The 17071-nt window shown below is 47.6% G+C and carries 19 protein-coding genes; 10 read left to right on the plus strand and 9 right to left on the minus strand.

Translation table 11 applies throughout. The features are described 5' to 3' along the window. Nucleotides 1–188 (minus strand): hypothetical protein (locus RIF36_RS06990; protein ID WP_350121715.1); only part of this gene is annotated, 188 nt, incomplete at its 3' end. 60 nt (nucleotides 189–248) lie between these two features. On the opposite strand from RIF36_RS06990, the gene RIF36_RS06995 reads away from it, so the two are divergent. The 6 genes from RIF36_RS06995 (at nucleotide 249) to RIF36_RS07020 (ending at nucleotide 3166) form a co-directional block, all read left to right on the plus strand. Next, nucleotides 249–614, plus strand: a complete 366-nt coding sequence (locus RIF36_RS06995; RefSeq protein ID WP_350069818.1) for a DUF2200 domain-containing protein — start codon at nucleotides 249–251, stop codon at nucleotides 612–614. Nucleotides 615–728: 114 nt separating this feature from the next. Then, entirely contained in the window at nucleotides 729–1049 is a 321-nt protein-coding gene (locus RIF36_RS07000; protein ID WP_151998973.1) for a metalloregulator ArsR/SmtB family transcription factor, read from the plus strand. A 10-nt stretch (nucleotides 1050–1059) separates the two neighbouring features. Then, complete coding sequence (locus tag RIF36_RS07005; RefSeq protein ID WP_350121713.1) at nucleotides 1060–1521, plus strand: SRPBCC domain-containing protein; 462 nt, start codon at nucleotides 1060–1062, stop codon at nucleotides 1519–1521. Between the two features lie 49 nt (nucleotides 1522–1570). Further along, entirely contained in the window at nucleotides 1571–1951 is a 381-nt protein-coding gene (locus RIF36_RS07010; protein ID WP_350121711.1) for a DoxX family protein, read from the plus strand. 62 nt (nucleotides 1952–2013) lie between these two features. Beyond that, a complete protein-coding gene (locus RIF36_RS07015) occupies nucleotides 2014–2601 on the plus strand; it encodes a YdeI/OmpD-associated family protein (protein ID WP_502880843.1) in 588 nt (195 codons plus the stop codon). A gap of 4 nt (nucleotides 2602–2605) precedes the next feature. After that, the gene (locus RIF36_RS07020) at nucleotides 2606–3166 is read left to right on the plus strand and encodes a DUF4256 domain-containing protein (RefSeq protein WP_350069809.1); all 561 of its coding nucleotides are present in this window, start codon (nucleotides 2606–2608) and stop codon (nucleotides 3164–3166) included. Between the two features lie 217 nt (nucleotides 3167–3383). Here RIF36_RS07020 and RIF36_RS07025 read toward each other — a convergent pair whose 3' ends face one another. Together RIF36_RS07025 and RIF36_RS07030 are read right to left on the minus strand one after the other, a co-directional pair. After that, a complete protein-coding gene (locus RIF36_RS07025) occupies nucleotides 3384–3680 on the minus strand; it encodes a putative quinol monooxygenase (protein WP_350069807.1) in 297 nt (98 codons plus the stop codon). A 61-nt stretch (nucleotides 3681–3741) separates the two neighbouring features. After that, the gene (locus RIF36_RS07030; protein WP_350069804.1) at nucleotides 3742–4422 is read right to left on the minus strand and encodes a DUF3667 domain-containing protein; all 681 of its coding nucleotides are present in this window, start codon (nucleotides 4420–4422) and stop codon (nucleotides 3742–3744) included. Between the two features lie 304 nt (nucleotides 4423–4726). Here RIF36_RS07030 and RIF36_RS07035 point away from each other — a divergent pair, with 304 nt between their 5' ends. From RIF36_RS07035 to RIF36_RS07050, 4 genes are all read left to right on the plus strand, one after another. Further along, the gene (locus RIF36_RS07035) at nucleotides 4727–7765 is read left to right on the plus strand and encodes an amidohydrolase family protein (RefSeq protein ID WP_350121709.1); all 3039 of its coding nucleotides are present in this window, start codon (nucleotides 4727–4729) and stop codon (nucleotides 7763–7765) included. 25 nt (nucleotides 7766–7790) lie between these two features. Then, the gene (locus RIF36_RS07040; protein ID WP_350121707.1) at nucleotides 7791–9092 is read left to right on the plus strand and encodes an amidohydrolase family protein; all 1302 of its coding nucleotides are present in this window, start codon (nucleotides 7791–7793) and stop codon (nucleotides 9090–9092) included. Nucleotides 9093–9237: 145 nt separating this feature from the next. Next, entirely contained in the window at nucleotides 9238–9867 is a 630-nt protein-coding gene (locus RIF36_RS07045) for an SRPBCC family protein (protein WP_350069796.1), read from the plus strand. A gap of 108 nt (nucleotides 9868–9975) precedes the next feature. Then, on the plus strand, nucleotides 9976–10662 hold the full coding sequence (locus RIF36_RS07050; RefSeq protein ID WP_350121705.1) for a hypothetical protein: 687 nt from the start codon (nucleotides 9976–9978) through the stop codon (nucleotides 10660–10662). 58 nt (nucleotides 10663–10720) lie between these two features. On the opposite strand, the gene RIF36_RS07055 is transcribed toward RIF36_RS07050, so the two are convergent. The 6 genes from RIF36_RS07055 to RIF36_RS07080 all read right to left on the minus strand — a co-directional run bounded on the left by RIF36_RS07055 (nucleotide 10721) and on the right by RIF36_RS07080 (nucleotide 17052). Next, on the minus strand, nucleotides 10721–11155 hold the full coding sequence (locus RIF36_RS07055) for a nuclear transport factor 2 family protein (RefSeq protein WP_350121703.1): 435 nt from the start codon (nucleotides 11153–11155) through the stop codon (nucleotides 10721–10723). 20 nt (nucleotides 11156–11175) lie between these two features. Then, nucleotides 11176–11688 carry a DOMON domain-containing protein gene (locus RIF36_RS07060; protein WP_350121701.1) on the minus strand — a complete coding sequence of 171 codons (513 nt, stop codon included), beginning with the start codon at nucleotides 11686–11688 and terminating at the stop codon, nucleotides 11176–11178. Between the two features lie 42 nt (nucleotides 11689–11730). Further along, a complete protein-coding gene (locus RIF36_RS07065; protein ID WP_350121699.1) occupies nucleotides 11731–12162 on the minus strand; it encodes a MarR family winged helix-turn-helix transcriptional regulator in 432 nt (143 codons plus the stop codon). A 68-nt stretch (nucleotides 12163–12230) separates the two neighbouring features. After that, nucleotides 12231–12854, minus strand: a complete 624-nt coding sequence (locus tag RIF36_RS07070) for a GyrI-like domain-containing protein (RefSeq protein WP_350149326.1) — start codon at nucleotides 12852–12854, stop codon at nucleotides 12231–12233. Between the two features lie 56 nt (nucleotides 12855–12910). Continuing rightward, nucleotides 12911–13474: an NADPH-dependent FMN reductase gene (locus RIF36_RS07075; protein WP_350121695.1), complete on the minus strand. Its 564-nt coding sequence runs from the start codon at nucleotides 13472–13474 to the stop codon at nucleotides 12911–12913. A gap of 80 nt (nucleotides 13475–13554) precedes the next feature. Then, nucleotides 13555–17052: an ABC transporter permease gene (locus tag RIF36_RS07080; RefSeq protein ID WP_350121693.1), complete on the minus strand. Its 3498-nt coding sequence runs from the start codon at nucleotides 17050–17052 to the stop codon at nucleotides 13555–13557. Nucleotides 17053–17071 lie beyond the last annotated feature (19 nt).

The following is a 17071-nucleotide window of genomic DNA, read 5'->3' on the forward strand; positions in this document are numbered from 1 at the left end:
ATTATTATCAAAGCTGTTTTTCTACCCCTGCCCTTAAGGGTGAAACAGCTTTGAAATTCTCCTTTCCCTTTAGGGTCAGGGTAAAAAGGAAGAATTTCAAAGCTAAATAGTTTTAAATGCATTTGCCCTGGGCTTCTAAATGCTTTCGAACGTAGTTCTCGCCACTTTGTGTATTTTTGTTTACCCAAACTAGTTAACAGGATCGTGCCAGCTGGCAGCATCGAAATTAGCTAGAACACAGATCGAATATGAAGGACACAAGTCACCATGATGAGCGTATTGCGAAAATGACATTCGCTTCGGTGTATCCGCATTATGTAACGAAAGTTGAAAAGAAGGGTAGAACCAAAGCTGAATTGCATCAGGTTATTGAGTGGTTAACTGGTTATGATGAAAAAAAGCTACACGAGCTCATTGAAAACAAGGCCACATTCGAACAATTTTTTGAGGGTGCCTCGCTCCATCCCAATGCTCACCTGATCACCGGCGTCATCTGCGGCTATCGGGTGGAAGAGATCGAAAATCGATTGACACAACAAACCCGATACCTGGATAAGCTGGTCGACGAGCTGGCAAAAGGCCGCAAGATGGAGAAGATTTTGCGGGTAGTGTAAGTTTGCCTGCGAGCCCCCGAAATGCCCTGACCCTGTCGGAAAGTGCTGATTATTCCATAAAATTATTGCGTAGCTAAATAACTACATATATATTTGTAGTCAAATAGCTACATAATGAATTTAAGACGTGACGTTTTCCAGGCCATAGCCGACCCCACAAGGAGGGCCATTCTTCTCCTGGTGGCTTCCCAGTCGATGACAGCAGGAGCCATCGCCTCCAACTTCGACACTGCCAGGCCGACGGTGTCAAAGCATCTGCAGATTCTCACTGAATGCGAATTGCTTGAGCAAGAGCAGAACGGAAGGGAGATTTCCTATCACCTCAATGCGAAAAAGATGAAAGAAGTAGCCGATTTCATTGAACCATTTCGCAAAATGTGGGACGACAGGTTCAATAAGTTGGAAGCTGTGATGAAACAGCACAAAACCCGGTAAAAAGGATTTTATGGAACGAAAAACAAAGATTCACGCCGAAGATGGCAAGCAGGAATTGCTGATCACGAGAGAATTTGATTTGCCATTGGAACTGCTGTTTAAGGCCTATGTAGAGCCAGGGATTGTGGAACAATGGATGGGCACGAAAGTGCTGAAGCTTGAAAGTAAAAAGCATGGCAGTTGGCAATTTGAAACCACCGATCCAAAAGGGAACAAGCATGGCTTCAATGGGACAATACATGAATTCGTTCCCAATGAAAAGATAACGAGGACTTTTGAAATGGACAATGCACCATTTGGCGTGCAGCTGGAGTTCCTTGAATTTGAAAAGCTGAGTGCCGATACCAGCAAACTCACCATGCACGTCGTTTACAGGTCGGTGGCCATCCGTGACCAAATATTACAGTTGCCTTTTGCGCAAGGCATCAATATGGCCCACAACCGCATCCAGGAAATATTAGGCCGTAGCTAATTCCTGAAAGATATTAAAACTTACACCCGAACACACAAAGCGACTAACCATGACAAAAACACAGAAAATCATTTACTGGATTGCCACCATTTGGCTGGCTCTGGGCATGACTTCAACTGGCATCGTGCAGCTGATAAAAATGCAGGAAGAGGTAGAGAAAATGACTCAATTGGGCTACCCCAGCTACATACTCACCATACTTGGCCCGCTGAAGCTTTTGGGAGTGGTGGCCGTGCTTGTCCCCAAATTCCCTCTGCTGAAGGAGTGGGCTTATGCTGGCTTTTTCTTCAATATGGTGGGCGCCATCTTTTCTCATGTAGCTGCCGACAGCGATCCCATGGAGCTCTTTGGGCCAACGTTGTTGCTGGTGCTGACTGTAGTGTCGTGGTATTTCAGGCCGTCGTCCCGCAAACTTGCTTCAGTTGCCTGAGCCGGTAGCGATATGTATGCCTCGGATTGTGTTTTTACTGCCTCTCACCTAAATTTAGCCACATGAGCCATATGAGCCCCAGTATCGATGCTTTTTTCAGTAAAACTTCCCGCTGGCAGGAGGCTTTCCATCAATTGAGGAGGATTATTCTCGACACCGAGCTGGAGGAGGAGTTGAAGTGGGGAAAGCCTTGCTACACGTTGCAGGGAAACAATGTGGCGTTGATCCATGGTTTTAAGGAATACTGCGCCGTGCTTTTTCATAAGGGTGTGCTGCTGGAGGACGAGCATGGCTTGCTCATTCAGCAAACTGAGAATGTTCAGGTGGCACGCCAACTCCGGTTTACCAGTGCTGAGCAGGTAGCAGAGATGGAGCCAGTTATCAAAGACTATCTCCTTGAGGCTATACAGGTAGAAAAATCTGGCGCTCAGGTAGTGCTCAAAAAAACATCAGAATTCAATATGCCGGATGAGTTTCGCCAGACGCTGGACGAAAACCCTGGTTTCAAAGCTGCTTTTGAGGCATTGACGCCAGGGAGGCAAAGGGGGTATCTGCTGCATTTTTCTCAACCCAAGCAATCCAAAACCCGGGAGGCAAGGATCGAAAAGTATATGCAGCATATTTTGGATGGAAAAGGACTAAACGATTAGCCAGATGTCAAAAAAAGAACTGTCACCAGCACAAAGCGAAGAGCTGCTCAATACCCTGAAGACCCGCTTTGAGAAGCACATGAATCGCCACAAAGGACTGGAGTGGGCCAAAGTGAAGGCAAGGTTGGAAGGTAACCCGGGCAAACTTTGGGCGCTTGATGACATGGAAACAACAGGCGGTGAGCCTGATGTCGTCGGCTTTGATGACAACACCAGGGAGTACATTTTTTATGACTGCTCGGCTGAAAGCCCGAAAGGCCGTAGAAGCCTTTGTTTCGACCATGAGGCGTTGGAGTCGAGGAAAGAACATAAGCCAGCCGACAGCGCTGCCAACATGGCCGCTAGCATGGGGATTGAGTTGCTGACCGAAGAAGAGTATCGCATTCTGCAAACCCTCGGAGAGTTCGACTTGAAAACCTCAAGCTGGGTGCAAACGCCTCCTGCCATACGAAAACTTGGCGGGGCACTCTTCTGCGACCGCCGCTTCAATCATGTTTTTCTGTACCACAACGGTGCTGAGTCTTACTATGGTGCCAGGGGATTCCGTGGCTCGTTGAGGGCATGAGATCATGCTCAAAATAGTCCCTATGTGGACGTGTCGCTGCTGGTGACTTATAGAGCAGATAATCCTCGCCTTTACCAGCTAGCTATTAAACTGAGGGTTGACGAATGCATGAGGCAAACTCTGGATCGGAAAGAATTTCACCGAAACGAAACTCGCAGAAATCAATATGAAAAGAAACCAGCTTGAGTTGGCAGTTCTTTCGTTTAGAGGCTCCATTTCATTTCTCCGCCACCAACCCCAGGTGATGAAACCTGGGTTCGCTCTCGCAGATAGGGTAGAGGGTGTCCACAAACTGCTTGATATAGGGGGAATCTTTGTGCTTTTCGTCAGCATCCTCACCCGTAAAGCACATTAGGTGCACAAACTCCTGGATGTCGTGATTGAATTGAAATGACTGATAGGCCAGCGTGCCAGGCTCGTTATTTCTGATGTTGTCGATAAAGTCACGTATCAGCTTTTCGGCTTCCTGCACATGGCCTTCTTTTACACGAAATTGAACCATTACGTAGAGCATCGCTGGTGGGTGTTTTAAGTTGAACTTGTATTCTAAAGATACAATTTTTTCCGCTGCCTTTTTACAACTCAAACTCCAGATAAGGCAGCAAGTTCAACATATCCAGTGCCAGGAAAGTCAAATGTGTCATAATGATGGTGCAGAGCTGGGCATAGGCTGTGGCCATGATCGACAGCGTAACACCCATCCAGTTTTTCATTCGAAAGAAAGTGGTGTAAACCCAAATATTATACAGAAGCACCATTGCTGTGTAAACGGTTATGATAGCCGCCTTGGCATCCGGGAATAGCTGAAGAAATGGGAACATGATGACGATGAGTGCCAGCTGCTGGGCGGTTACATAAATGTTCATCACCAGGTGCTCCGAAAAATTGTCGCCAATGGGTTTGAAAAAAAGCCAGGTGGAAAAAGTATAGATAGGAATGGCAATAATGTTGATGAGGGTAGAATACTCGTTGGCAAAGTCCCAGAAACCAACGAAATGCATTTTGTACCAATGCCAGTCTTCAAAAAAGTTGTTTTCCTGAGCCACTTTGAAGATGCCGTAGCGGATAGAAAGAATGGTGGTAACAGCGCCAACCAACAACAAGAATTTGGCTGGCACATAAAGACTGAGCCGCTTGCCATCGATATATCCCCTAATGGCTTGTCCCGGGCGTATCGCTAGTTCTCTGAGGGTGCCAAACAGGCCCGTTTCGATATCGAGCGACGATTCGAAAGACTCCCCCAACAATGTTTTCATATCAAAGCGATCCACTTTGGCGCTTTGTGCACAATTCGGGCAAAAATTCCCCTGAAACACCGTTCCGCAGTTTTTACATACCATCAGCCGTGAAATTAGCAAAACGGCCACTTTACTTCATATCAACGACATTTTATGTGAGGTAAATATCGGCGGCATGACTTTTCTCCGGAAGGGCTCTATTTCATAAATAGACTAATAATTCCGACATTTTATCAACATAGCCACCTGTATAAATCCAGCCGCTATTTGATCCTCTTCCTTGTATCTTCGCTCTCTTAGAAAACCAAAAAACATTGAGGACATGAAGAGATTAATACTCCTGTTTATGGGCGTAAGTATGGTCTTGACTCCGGCACTGGCTCAGGAAAACTTTCCTGTGAATGGTGCCCAGGATAAACGGCTAAATATTTATGCTTTTACGAACGCCACCGTGGTGGTGGATTATCAAACAACGTTAACGAATGCAACATTACTTGTGAAAGACGGCTTCGTGGAAGCGGTCGGAGCAGGTGTTGCCATCCCCAAAGGCGCCATCGTTACTGACCTTGGCGGAAAATTCATTTATCCTTCTATCGTAGACCCTTATACCAGTTATGGTATGCCTGAGGTGAAGCGGGGAAGGAGAAGCTTTATGGATCCTCCACAGCTTGATTCGGATCGCAAGGAAGCTTATGGTTGGAACGACGCCATCAAAGCCGACTTCGACGGAGCCAGCGAGTTTACCATCGATGCCAAAACAGCCGAGAAGTGGAGAAAGCAAGGCTTTGGCACTGTGCTGGCCTTCAGGCCCGACGGCATTGTGAGAGGAAGCGCCACCCTGGTGACGCTCAGCGATGGCCCGGTGAACGAAGTGATTGTGAAAGAAAGAGTAGCTGCCAACTATGCATTCGACAAAGGTAGCTCCACTCAAAACTACCCTAACTCGATCATGGGCTATGTGGCGTTGCTTCGCCAAACCTATTACGATGCTCAGTGGTACACATCACCACTCAACAAGGGGCAAACCAATGTGAGCCTTGAGGCATTCAATGCGCTTCAAAGCCTTCCACAAATTTTCGAAACTGATAACAAGCTGAGACTTCTGCTGGCCGACAAAGTGGGCGATGAGTTCGGCGTTCAGTACATCATCAAAGGCTCGGGCGATGAGTACCAGCGCATCAACGAGGTGAAGGCCACGAAGGCTTCTTTGATCATTCCGGTGAACTACCCCGCTGCCTACGATGTAGACGACCCTTACGACGCACTGAATGTGTCGCTTTCTCAGCTAAAGCACTGGGAGCTTGCACCTGCCAACGCAGCAGCAGTAGCCAAAAACGGCATCACCTTTGCCTTCACCGCCAGCGATCTGAAAGACCCGGCTGACTTTTTGCCAAACGTGAGAAAAGCCATTAAGTATGGCTTGAGCGAGCAGGAAGCCCTGAAGGCCATTACTTACACGCCAGCATCCCTTGTGAAGGCCGCTGACAAAGTAGGCAGTCTGAAGAAAGGCATGCTGGCCAACTTCCTGATTACTTCAGGCAACCTGTTTGACGAGAAAACAGCTATCTACGAAAACTGGGTTCAGGGCAACAAATATGAGGTGACCGACATGAGCGCTCCTGATTATGCCGGCAACTATCAGTTGAGCTACTCAGGCAGCAGCTATACACTGGAGATTTCAGGTAAAGCAGGCTCACAGAAGGCTAAAGTGAAAGTGAACGACTCAACTTCTGTAGATGCCAAAACGACTATTGATGGGCAGAACATCAGCCTGAGCTTTCAGCCTGAAAAGAAAAAAGATGGTAACATCCGACTGAGTGGCTGGTTAAATGGTAAGAACTTCAAAGGTGATGGTCAGCTGGAAAACGGCGACTGGATCAAGTGGACAGCTACTTACCAGAGCGCCATTGAAGAGAAAGAGAAGAAAGAGGACGGAGACAGCGACAAAGCGCTTGATCTTGGTAAGATCATGTATCCTTTTGTCGCTTTCGGTAACGAAGAGCTTCCAACAGCCAAAACATACCTGATCAAAGGTGCCACGGTTTGGACGAGCGAAGATGCCGGCAAGCTGGAAAGCACTGACGTGTTGGTACAAAACGGCAAGATTGCGCAGGTAGGCAAGGGGCTATCCGCTCCGTCTGGCGCTGTAACTATCGACGGTACTGGCAAACACCTGACCCCGGGCATCATCGACGAGCATACGCATATTGCACTTAGCGGCGTGAACGAAGGTTCTGAAGCTGTTACTTCTGAAGTACGCCAGGAAGATGCGATTGACTCTGAGGACTCCGATATCTACCGTCAGCTGGCTGGTGGTGTGGTAGCCGCTCAGCTACTGCATGGCTCGGCCAACCCTATTGGCGGCCAGTCGGCATTGATCAAGTTCCGCTGGGGAGCAGCGCCTCAGGACCTGCTGATCAAAGGTGCTGATAAGTACATCAAGTTTGCTTTGGGTGAAAACGTAAAGCAGTCCAACCGACCTCCCACCAGCAACATCCGTTTCCCTCAAACCCGGATGGGCGTGGAGCAGGTAATGGCTGATGCCTTCACCAGGGCCGGGGAATACGACAAGGAGTGGAAAGCCTACAATGGCCTTTCTGCCAAGGCGAAAGCAACAGCAGTGAAGCCAAGGAAGGATCTGGAGCTGGATGCACTGGCTGAGATATTGAACAAACAGCGTTTTGTGACCTGCCACTCTTATGTGCAACCTGAAATCAATATGATGATGAAGGTGGCTGAACGGTTCAACTTCCGTGTCAACACTTTTACTCACATTTTGGAAGGCTACAAAGTAGCGGATAAAATGGCCGAGCATGGCGTGGGTGGTGGTACCTTTGCGGACTGGTGGCAGTACAAATACGAAGTCCGTGAGGCGATTCCTTACAATGCTGCGCTGATGACCATGGCCGGTGTAACGGTGGCTATCAACTCCGACGATGCTGAAATGGCCCGCCGCCTGAACCAGGAAGCTGCCAAATCGATCAAGTATGCCGACATGGGTGAGTTGGAAGCCATAAAAATGGTGACCATCAACCCAGCCAAACTACTTCACCTCGACAGCAGAATGGGCAGCATTAAAGTAGGCAAAGATGCAGACCTTGTGTTATGGAACGATCATCCGCTATCTATTTATGCCAAACCAGAGAAGACTATGGTAGATGGCATTGTGTACTTCGATATTGAGAAAGATGCACAAATGAGAGACGCCATTCAGGATGAAAGAGCCAGGATTATTGCCAAAATGAAGTCAGCGAAGGCTTCTGGTGCTCCAACGCAAAGACCAAGCCGTCAGTACAAGCATAGATGGGATTGCGAAGACGAATACCTTGGCGACATGATCAAAGCTTCGCAGGAAGACTAATCGTCCACTTTAAAAGCTAAACGAGATGAAAAAATTGAAATATATAATTGCAACCTGCTTGTTGATAGCAGGACAAGCCAAAGCTCAGGTGCCTGAGCCGGTAGGGCCACAGGAGAAACCTATCCTGCTAATGAATGGCACGGCGCATATTGGCAATGGCCAGGTGATTGAAAATTCATTTGTGACTTTTGAGAACGGCAAAATCACCAACGTGGGTGATGCCACTGTTGTGCGGTTAGACATGACGAAATTCGACGTCATCAATATCGCAGGCAAGCATGTGTATCCGGGCCTGATCCTGCCTAATACTACCTTGGGCCTTGAGGATATCTCTGCAGTGCGAGCGTCTATTGACAGCGAGGAAGTGGGAGACCTGAATCCACACGTGAGAAGCCTCGTGGCCTATAATACAGATTCTGAAGTGATTGCTACGTTGCGCTACAACGGTATTCTGCTTGCTCAGAGCACCCCGCAGGGCGACCTGGTTACTGGCACGTCTTCTATCATGATGCTGGAAGGCTGGAACTGGGAAGATGCTCAGTACAAAGCTGATGATGCCATTCATCTGAACTGGCCTACCAAGACCTTTGGGCCACGTTGGTGGATGGGCGAGACAGAACCTCGCAAGAACCCCAATTACCAATCGTCGATTGATAAGCTGGAGAAGTTTTTTGCAGACGCAAAAGCCTATAGTGAAGGACAGCCTACGGTGACCAACCTAAGACTGGAAGCGATGAAAGGTTTGTTTACCGGCGCACAAAAGCTGTTTGTTCATGCCGATAGGAGAGTGGAGATCATGGAAGGCATTCAGTTTGCCAAGGCGAGCGGTGCTACCAGCATCGTTCTTGTTGGCGGAACTGACGCAGGCAACTGCATCGATTTTCTGAAAGACAACGACATTCCGGTGTTGCTGACAGACGTGCACAGAATCCCGGGCAGAGAGGATGAAGACTATGACCTGGCCTACAAACTGCCAGCCATTCTATCTAATGCAGGTATCAAAGTAGGTTTGACTTATGAAACCCTTCATGGCTCAAGGAACCTGCCTTTCACAGCAGGAACAGTAGCAGCCTATGGCGGTATCAGCAAAGAGGAGGCATTGAAGATGATTACTTCTAACACTGCGCAGATACTGGGCATCGATGGCACGACCGGCACACTGGAAAACGGCAAAGATGCCAATATCGTGGTGTCTGAAGGAGATATTCTCGATATGCGCACCAGCAAGGTGACCAGTGCCTTTATTATGGGCAAAGGCATCATACTGGATGGCAAGCAGCAAATGCTGTACGACCGCTTCAAGCGGAAGTATGAGTCTCAGAAATAGATCACATTGGTGATATAAGTGAAAGGCCTCAAGAATGCTTGAGGCCTTTTTTTGCGCCTTATTAAAAGAAATAAATTTTTTATTCACGAACAGCAACTATTTTTGCGCCCGCTCGTCATTGTGGTATTATTATCATTTTGTTAAGATGTTGAAGTTCGTTTCCGCTGTTATCCTTTTCACATCGTCCTGGTCTATTTCGCCGGACAAAACTGATGTTGCCAAAGAAGCCGGCTTCAGGCAGGTGTACGCCAGGGAAAACATTACCCTTCATGAGCGGCCCATTGTTAACAGATATGGTGTTGATGTTCGGGAGGTGAAAGCTGTCTTTACTGCCAGGAGTAGTTCTGCGGTGGTGGTAGAAATGCTGAGAAATGCTGATAAGGGAATGCAGTGGAATATCGGCGCCGGTGCCTACGATGTGCTCAACAACGAGAAACACACCTGGGTCACATATATTGAATACGACCTGCCCTGGCCACTGAACGACCACGATGCTGTGCTTCGCCACTCTCTGGTAGAGAAGGGTAATATTATTGAGGTGGCTATTGAAAGTGTAGAAGATGTCCTTCCTTTGAAGAAGGGCGCCGAAAGGATGGAACAGGTGCAGGGAAAATGGACGATCCGATCTTTGGGATTTGACGTAGTCGAAATCAGCTATCAGGTCAGCACCAAGCCAAGCGCCGTACCACGGCTTATCACAGACCCCATAGTTCACTATCAAATGACCAAGTCGATGAGCGCTCTCAGGGAGTTGCTTGAACAAACAACCATTTAATAGCTACATCCAGTATCCCGCACAACTCGTCATTGTAAATCGACGGTTCAGCATTTCTTTGTGGTATAGTCACTTTTTGCGGCGTTTCTTTGATCAAAAGGAAACGATATGGAAAAAGCGATACTTATTTCTCACGCCTCCGCAGGTGCATTGGTGCTACTCACTGGCCTGCTCAACTTCATTAGCAAGAAGGGCGGCAATCTCCACAAAAAGCTGGGGATAGCGTATGTGCTGGGAATGGCCTGGATATTTGTTTCTGCCATACTTATCATCGCTTTCTACCGGTTCAGTGCCTTCCTCATGGTCGTAGGGGTAGTGAGCTTCTACGCCACTTTCACTGGCTATAGGGTGACCAAACGCAAGAAGCTGGGGGAGCACACCTGGGCTGACCTGGGTGCTTCGGGACTTACTATGGCTTTTGGTGTCGGATTGGTGGGCTACGGATTCTATGTGGGAAGTGTCGATGGTTTTGGAGCGTCTTTGGCTATCCTCAGTTACATTTTCGGTTTTTTCACTGCTTTTGCTTCCTACAGAGATTTGGCTTTTTTACTAAAGCCGAAGGAAGAGACCTATAAACTGTGGTGGTTGCGTCAGCATATCAGTGCCATTGGTGGCAGCTATATTGCAGCCATTACAGCTTTCGCAGTGCAAAACGGTGACCGTATCATGGGAGGTTCGCAGTATCAATGGCTGCTTTGGCTTATCCCGACCGTAATTTTTACACCTGCGATCATTTTCTTTCAGCGCAAGTTTAAAACAAGGGAGGAACACATTACCGTATCTGCCGGGACGTAAATTGGAGGCCGCCTCAAGGCATTGGCTATAAGCCAACGGTAGAGACAGCCTCACATTGTTAAATCACGTTTGGCAGGTCAGCTACCAGCTTCCATTTACCTTCCCTGGTCAAAACCAGGAGCAGGGTAGAAACAAAAGTCATTTTATTGCTCTTAAAGCTTACCAGAGCGTTGGCAGTATTTCCATTGATAGTCACATTGGAAATAGTTACCTCCCTTTTGTCTCCACCAAATTCTTTGTTTTTGATTTTGGCCAGGTAAACTTCCCGGGGCATGATCGTCACACCATCTGAGCCAAAGAGGCGGTTCATCACCACCCTGAAGTTGGTGTCCAGTACTTCTTCAAGGATAATCGGATCCTGATAGTCGGCTGCTGTTGCGAATTGCATGACCGTCTTTTTTACCTCTTCCACGCCAGTTTCCTGCCCCTGAGCAATACTAAATACCATAGTGCCAAATACGGTCATCATAATGTTTGAAATGTTTGTGTTCATGTTTAGCAATTGTTTGAGTTTTATAATTGAATTGTTGTTTGTGTTCGCATGACCGAATGATGCTGGAAGTCATCTTCCAGGCTAAAGGCCATTAATAGGGAGTAGTGTGTGCCTGGCTCTAAACTCTTGCGGTAGGCGTCAATTGCCTCTATAGGCAATGAGAACCTGATTACTGTCCCCTCTTCATTTTCCAGGCCTTCTATAGCGTCGACCAATACGGGAGCTCCGAAAGTTTCAATGGACCGATAGTCTCCCGGCTCGACAATAAAGTGTTCTTTCACTTTCACCAAGTTGTTGACCACGCTACCCATGATGAGGTAGGTGTTCTTCAACTGATCCGCCTCGTTGAAGCCTATGGCCATCCAGCCCGTTGTCGGGGCTTTCATTTCGAATTGCACCCGGTTGTTCTCGTAGGCCCAGGTGACTTCCATTCCGTTTTTGCGAATGCTGTTGGTTTGATTAGAAGGGGTGGGGTTAAACAACATTGCCACAGCGCCGCAAAGGATTCCGATGGTTGTAATTATTATTTTCATTACTATCAATTATTGATATATCAATTGTATATAGAAATTTTTTTACATCATGTTTCCCTGGATTCTCAGCAACATGTCTTTCAGCTTGTTTACCTCTTTCTTAGAAAACCCTTCCAGGCTTTTGGCCCGGTGACTTTGTACCATGTCCATATGCTTATTGATGAATTTTTGTCCTTCTTTGGAAACTGTAATCATGTATTGCCTCCTGTTACCTTCTATAGCCTCCCTTTGAATAAGGCCTTTCTTTTCCAGTAAATCGAGCATTCTGGTGATGGAAGCCGGATCTTTAATTGACTTTTCAGCCAGGTCACGCTGAGAGAGACCAGGGTCGGATTCAATCACTTTTAGCAATACCCATTGGTCGACAGTGATGCCTGCACCTCTCTTATCCAGCTCCTTTTGGGAGTATTGCTTGGCCAGCTTGTTGGTTTGGTCGAGCATGAAGAGCACAACTTGCGACAAATCATCTTTCATTATTGATACATCAATTATTGATATTCAAATTTAGAGATGATCTGCTTAACGAGAAAGTTTTGAAAAGGTTATTTTACCGGCTCCCGCAAAATTGTCTTTAATTTTTCCGGGGCTGTTTTCCTGAAGTCCGACAGATAAATCTCATGGTGCAGGCCGTTCCGTTTCAAGCCATTGGCTTCAATAAACCCCTGTAGTTTACCCAGGCTTTCGGGCTCTTGATCAAACGGGCCAACATGGAGGATTTGCACAACATTACCTTCGTTCATTTCAAAGTGCTCTACCTGCCTGGCGAGTGCCAGTCCTTTTTTGCTAGCAACGTTGAATACGGCAGTGGCAATATTCTCCTTTTTTACAAATTCTGGCATCCTTATGAGCAAACGAAACATCCACTCTGACCTGGGGATTTTGGTGGGAGCGTCTGTCATGGATACCCCGCCATACTTGTCTTCATCAAACCACCATTGCCCTTCCAGCTTTGGCACCACGAAGTCCTTTTCCGCAGCTTTCCACTCAAATTTAATGGTGTAGGCGACCGAGTAGAGAGCTTCTATGCACTCAGCAAAACCTTTTGATGACGGATCGCCCTGGCCTGCAATAGCCAGGTATTGCATAGGTGCCAGTTTCAATAGCTCAGGCTTTTGTTTGGCTGTGTAATATGTTTTGTCGGTTTTGGAGAGGTCAATCTTCGTCATTACTGCGCTTCGTTGTTATTGGGTGCAAAAGAACGCAGGTCACTGACAACCTTGTGTCAGTGGGAATCAGTTTTTTTCTCACATTTGTTAGCGAGCGACTCAAGAACTTTGGTAAGGAGAGTAGAAAGGGTGGGGTCCGTAATTTCTCCTTCAAGTGAAAATCGTTGCCTGATGGCCGGAATGGTTGAGGTGGTGCTTTCATCAAAGTCTGCGTTTTGGGCTTTCAGTGTGAGGAGCAGCGTGGAGAGCGCATTTTCGCCTCCCATCATAGATGGAGAGTAGCTCAAAGCTGCCAATGGCTTGTGGTATACTTCGCCACTGCCTACCAGCCAGTCGAGGGCGTCTTTTAATACACCAGGCATTCCAAAAGCATACTCTGGTGTGCAGATGATGACGGCGCCGCCTTGCTTCCAGAGATTTCTCCAGGCCAGTACATGTTCGTTTGTCGTACTGTCGGATAGTTGAGGATTGAAGTGGGGGATGTTGCCCAGCCCTTCAAAAATAGTGAATTGAAAGCCAGGGCCGGCGAGCCTTTCAATAGCTTGTAGAAGCCTCCCTGCGGTTGCGCCAGGGTTGATACTACCTGAAATCGCCAATACTTTCACCGTCTTACTTTTCATAAACGCAAAAATGAATGTAGCCGACAAATTGATTTGTCGGCTAAAAATCATGTCAACGAAAACTCTTCTGCATAAGTTGACTATTCGTATCGCAAGGCATGACTTGGATTCACCGTTACCGTTTTTAGTACGGCGAGCGTCACACTCAAGCTGGCGATAGCAAGGATAATGGCGATGGTGATGGCATAGGGAAGTAGGCCGATGGGCACTCTGTAGGCTAAACCCGCCAGCCATTCGTTCATGGTGAAATAGGCAACTGGCAAACCGAGTACGAAGGCTATGGCAATCAGCTTCAGGAAGCTGAAATTTTCCTGCCAAAGTAGATTGCCAACAGAAGCTCCGAGGATCTTTCTTACGCCCATTTCCTTGGTGCGCTGCACCATCATCAAATAGGCCAGACCAACAAGTCCCATGGCGGCAAGTAACAAGGCAATGCCTGCAAAGAGATTAAATACCCTGAGTGCCTGTTTTTCTGCCGTGTAGAGTTGCTGGTTCTTCTGATCCATAAAATACGCTTCATAGCCAAATTTTTGGTCAAAGCCTGTGTAAATCTTGCCAATCTCGGCAACAGCCTGCTGGATATTTCCGCCATTTAGTTTTACAAGCAGAAAGTTGAGTTCGTCGTAATCGACAGTGATCAACAGGGGCTGAATGGGCACATGCAACGACTGAAAATGAAAGTCTTTTACGATGCCAACCACGATACCGTCAAGCACAGCATCCTCGTCATCCCAAAGGAGTCGGCTACCCAGAGGGTCGGCCAGACCAAGGCCTTTTGCTGCAGTTTCATTCAATATGTAAGACCTGCCAAGGGAGTCCATGCCGTTCGACTTATCAAACCACCTTCCTGATACCAGTTCCAGGCCAAGTGGAGCTTTAGCATCGAAATCCATCCCCATTTCTGACACATCCACATTGATGTCGGGTGCGCCAATTTGAAAGATGCCATTTTGATTGAATTGGGTGCCCGGAAGGTTGGATACCGCTCCCATGTCTATGACGCCGGGCACCTTGCTGATTTCATTTTTCATGGCCTCCAGGCTTTCCACCACATTTCTGCTCTTGAGTTCTACCACGAGCACCTGCTGATCGTCATATCCCAGGGGCACCTCCTCCATGTATTTTACCTGCGACACCAGAATGGTGCTGCCAAAAATGAGAATGGCCGAGACAGAAAATTGGATCACTACCAGCGTCTTCCTTACCAAACTGCTTTTGGTACCGGTCACAAATTTACCTTTTAATATTTCGCCGGCTTTGATTCGGGATACCGTGAGGGCCGGATACAGGCCGGCGATAGTTCCCACAATAACCACTACTAAAAGGCCAAGAAGTGTATTGAGCGTGGTGAACAGATCACTGTAAACGAATGGCTTTCCAGTTAAATTTTTGAAGCCGTCGAAAGCCAGAAGGGCCAGCAAATAGGCCAAGGTTAAGGCTAGCAAACAAGTGAAAATGCCTTCGGACAGAAACTGCCAGGAAATGCCCGTTCTGTTGGCTCCGAGTGTTCTTCGCACGCCTACCTCTTTGGCCCTTTCGAAAGCCCGGGCGGTAGACAAGTTGATGAAATTGATAGAAGCGATAGCCAGGATAAAGGCAATGGCTGCAAAAAGGATGTAAACGTAAACAACATTGCCATTGGCTTCAAGCTCCCAGCGGATATGCGACTTGAGATGGATGTCAGTGATGGGCTGCAGGTCGAACCTAACTTCACCACTTTCAAAGCCAGCGTACCACTGGTCGCTGATGTGACCATTGCGATGCATCCACTCTGGGATTTTCTGTTGCAGTGCCAGGGCATCAGCTCCAGGCTGCAGCTTTAAATAGTTGAAATGGCCGTAATCGTCCCACTGAAACCAGGAGTCTGTTGGGTCCATGTATTTCAAAGTGACATAGGAGATGATGAAATTAGGGTGAAAGTGTGAAGTAACCGGCGCATCTTCCATGATACCTGTGATCATAACTGGGTGGCCTTCGGCATCTACTTCAAGCACTTTTCCGAGGGGATTTTCGTCGCCAAAGTACTTTTTGGCCATCGAAGACGAGATGATCATGCCGCCTATTTCTTTCAGTGCAGCATCAGGGTTGCCCACCAGCAGCTTAAAGTCAAAAACCCTGAAGAAAGTGCTGTCGGCAGCATAGCCGTCAGGCTCCCGGAACATGACATCTTTCTCGGGGTTTCGGATATACATGGACTGCTTGGTGAGTCCAGGCCCATAAAGAGGGGTTAGGGAAACTGCCGCTTCCACTTCAGGAAACTCTTTCACCATCTCCAGTGCCATGGGGTGAGGCGTGCGGGTTTGCGGATTGCTCGACATGAAAGCGATCCGGTATATGTCCTCGGCCCTTTGATGAAATCTGTCGTACGACAGTTCATGCTGGATGTAAATGAAAATGAGCATGGCGCTGGCCATTCCTATGACCAGTCCTGACATGTTGATGAAGGTAAAGGCCTTCTTTCTTGTCAGGTTTCTAAAGTAAACTTTGATGAAGTTGTTGAGCATGATACCTGTGATTTGTAGTGAACCAAAAGTACCGTGCATAACGAGGTTTTGAGGTATGTTGGCCTCATGTCGGCGTTCGAGATCATCATGTCGAACGTCCCGATCCCTGTATTGTGATGGTGTAAGCCTGGTGAATTTCTTGAAAACAGTATTGAAGGAGGACTTGGACATGTAGCCCACCATTTCACCTATCTCCTCAATCTTCAGTGTCTTATTCTCTTCTTTGCGAAGCAACTTTTTAGCTTCCAGCACTCTGTGGTAGGCCATTAGGTCAAAGAAACTCATCCCCTTGGATTCGTTGATCACCTGAGAAAGCTGATGTGGTGATGCGAACACCTTTTTGGCCAGTCCGGCCAGGGAGGCATCGGGCTCCAGTGCATATTTTTTTTCTGTCAGCTGGTGATCCAGCGCATTCATGATCCTGTATTTTTCAGGCTGATCGAGAGATGAGCTGCCGTATTTCTGCTCGCTTTTCAGTGGTTCATGTGCACCTGGCCCCGAAAAGTACCAGGCCGATTGAGTGGAGAGCGCAAAAGCGCAGGTGATGAACAGTATCTGTGGCGATGCTAAGGGCCAGACTTCCCGCAGAACGACCGATACCATCATGGTGGTCACCATCAGGAAGAAGAACTTCAGCCAGATTACTTTTTTGCTGCCGGAGCCAGGGGTGTCGATGCCTTTAAGCCTGGAATAAAGTAGGTAGGTTTTGATAAGAGCGTAAGCTTCCCACATCAAATAGATAGCAGCTAGGGGCCCGGTGACTAATGGAACAAAGAAGATGATAATGCCTATGATCAAAGGAGGCAATAGCTGTAGGGTGTATGACTTGGGAATTGGCTTTTCGAAAAAGCTAAGCAGCAAGCCCCTTAAAAGAACTGGTGCTGGCAAAACCAGGTAAACACTGAGCGCTGGCCCAAAGTAGAAAATCAGGCTGAGGATCGTTAGCCAAGCCCAGGAGTAAGTGAGCCACTGTGCGTAGGGAATGGCTCCTTTTCGCAGGGCACCAAAAGCAAGCATCGTCATTTGCCCAATGGCGATTAGCAGAATAATTTCGGAGTATCCTAAGTTTGACATTTTCTGGTAATGAACAGCA

It is taken from the genome of Imperialibacter sp., assembly GCF_040222815.1.
GTDB lineage: Bacteria > Bacteroidota > Bacteroidia > Cytophagales > Cyclobacteriaceae > Imperialibacter.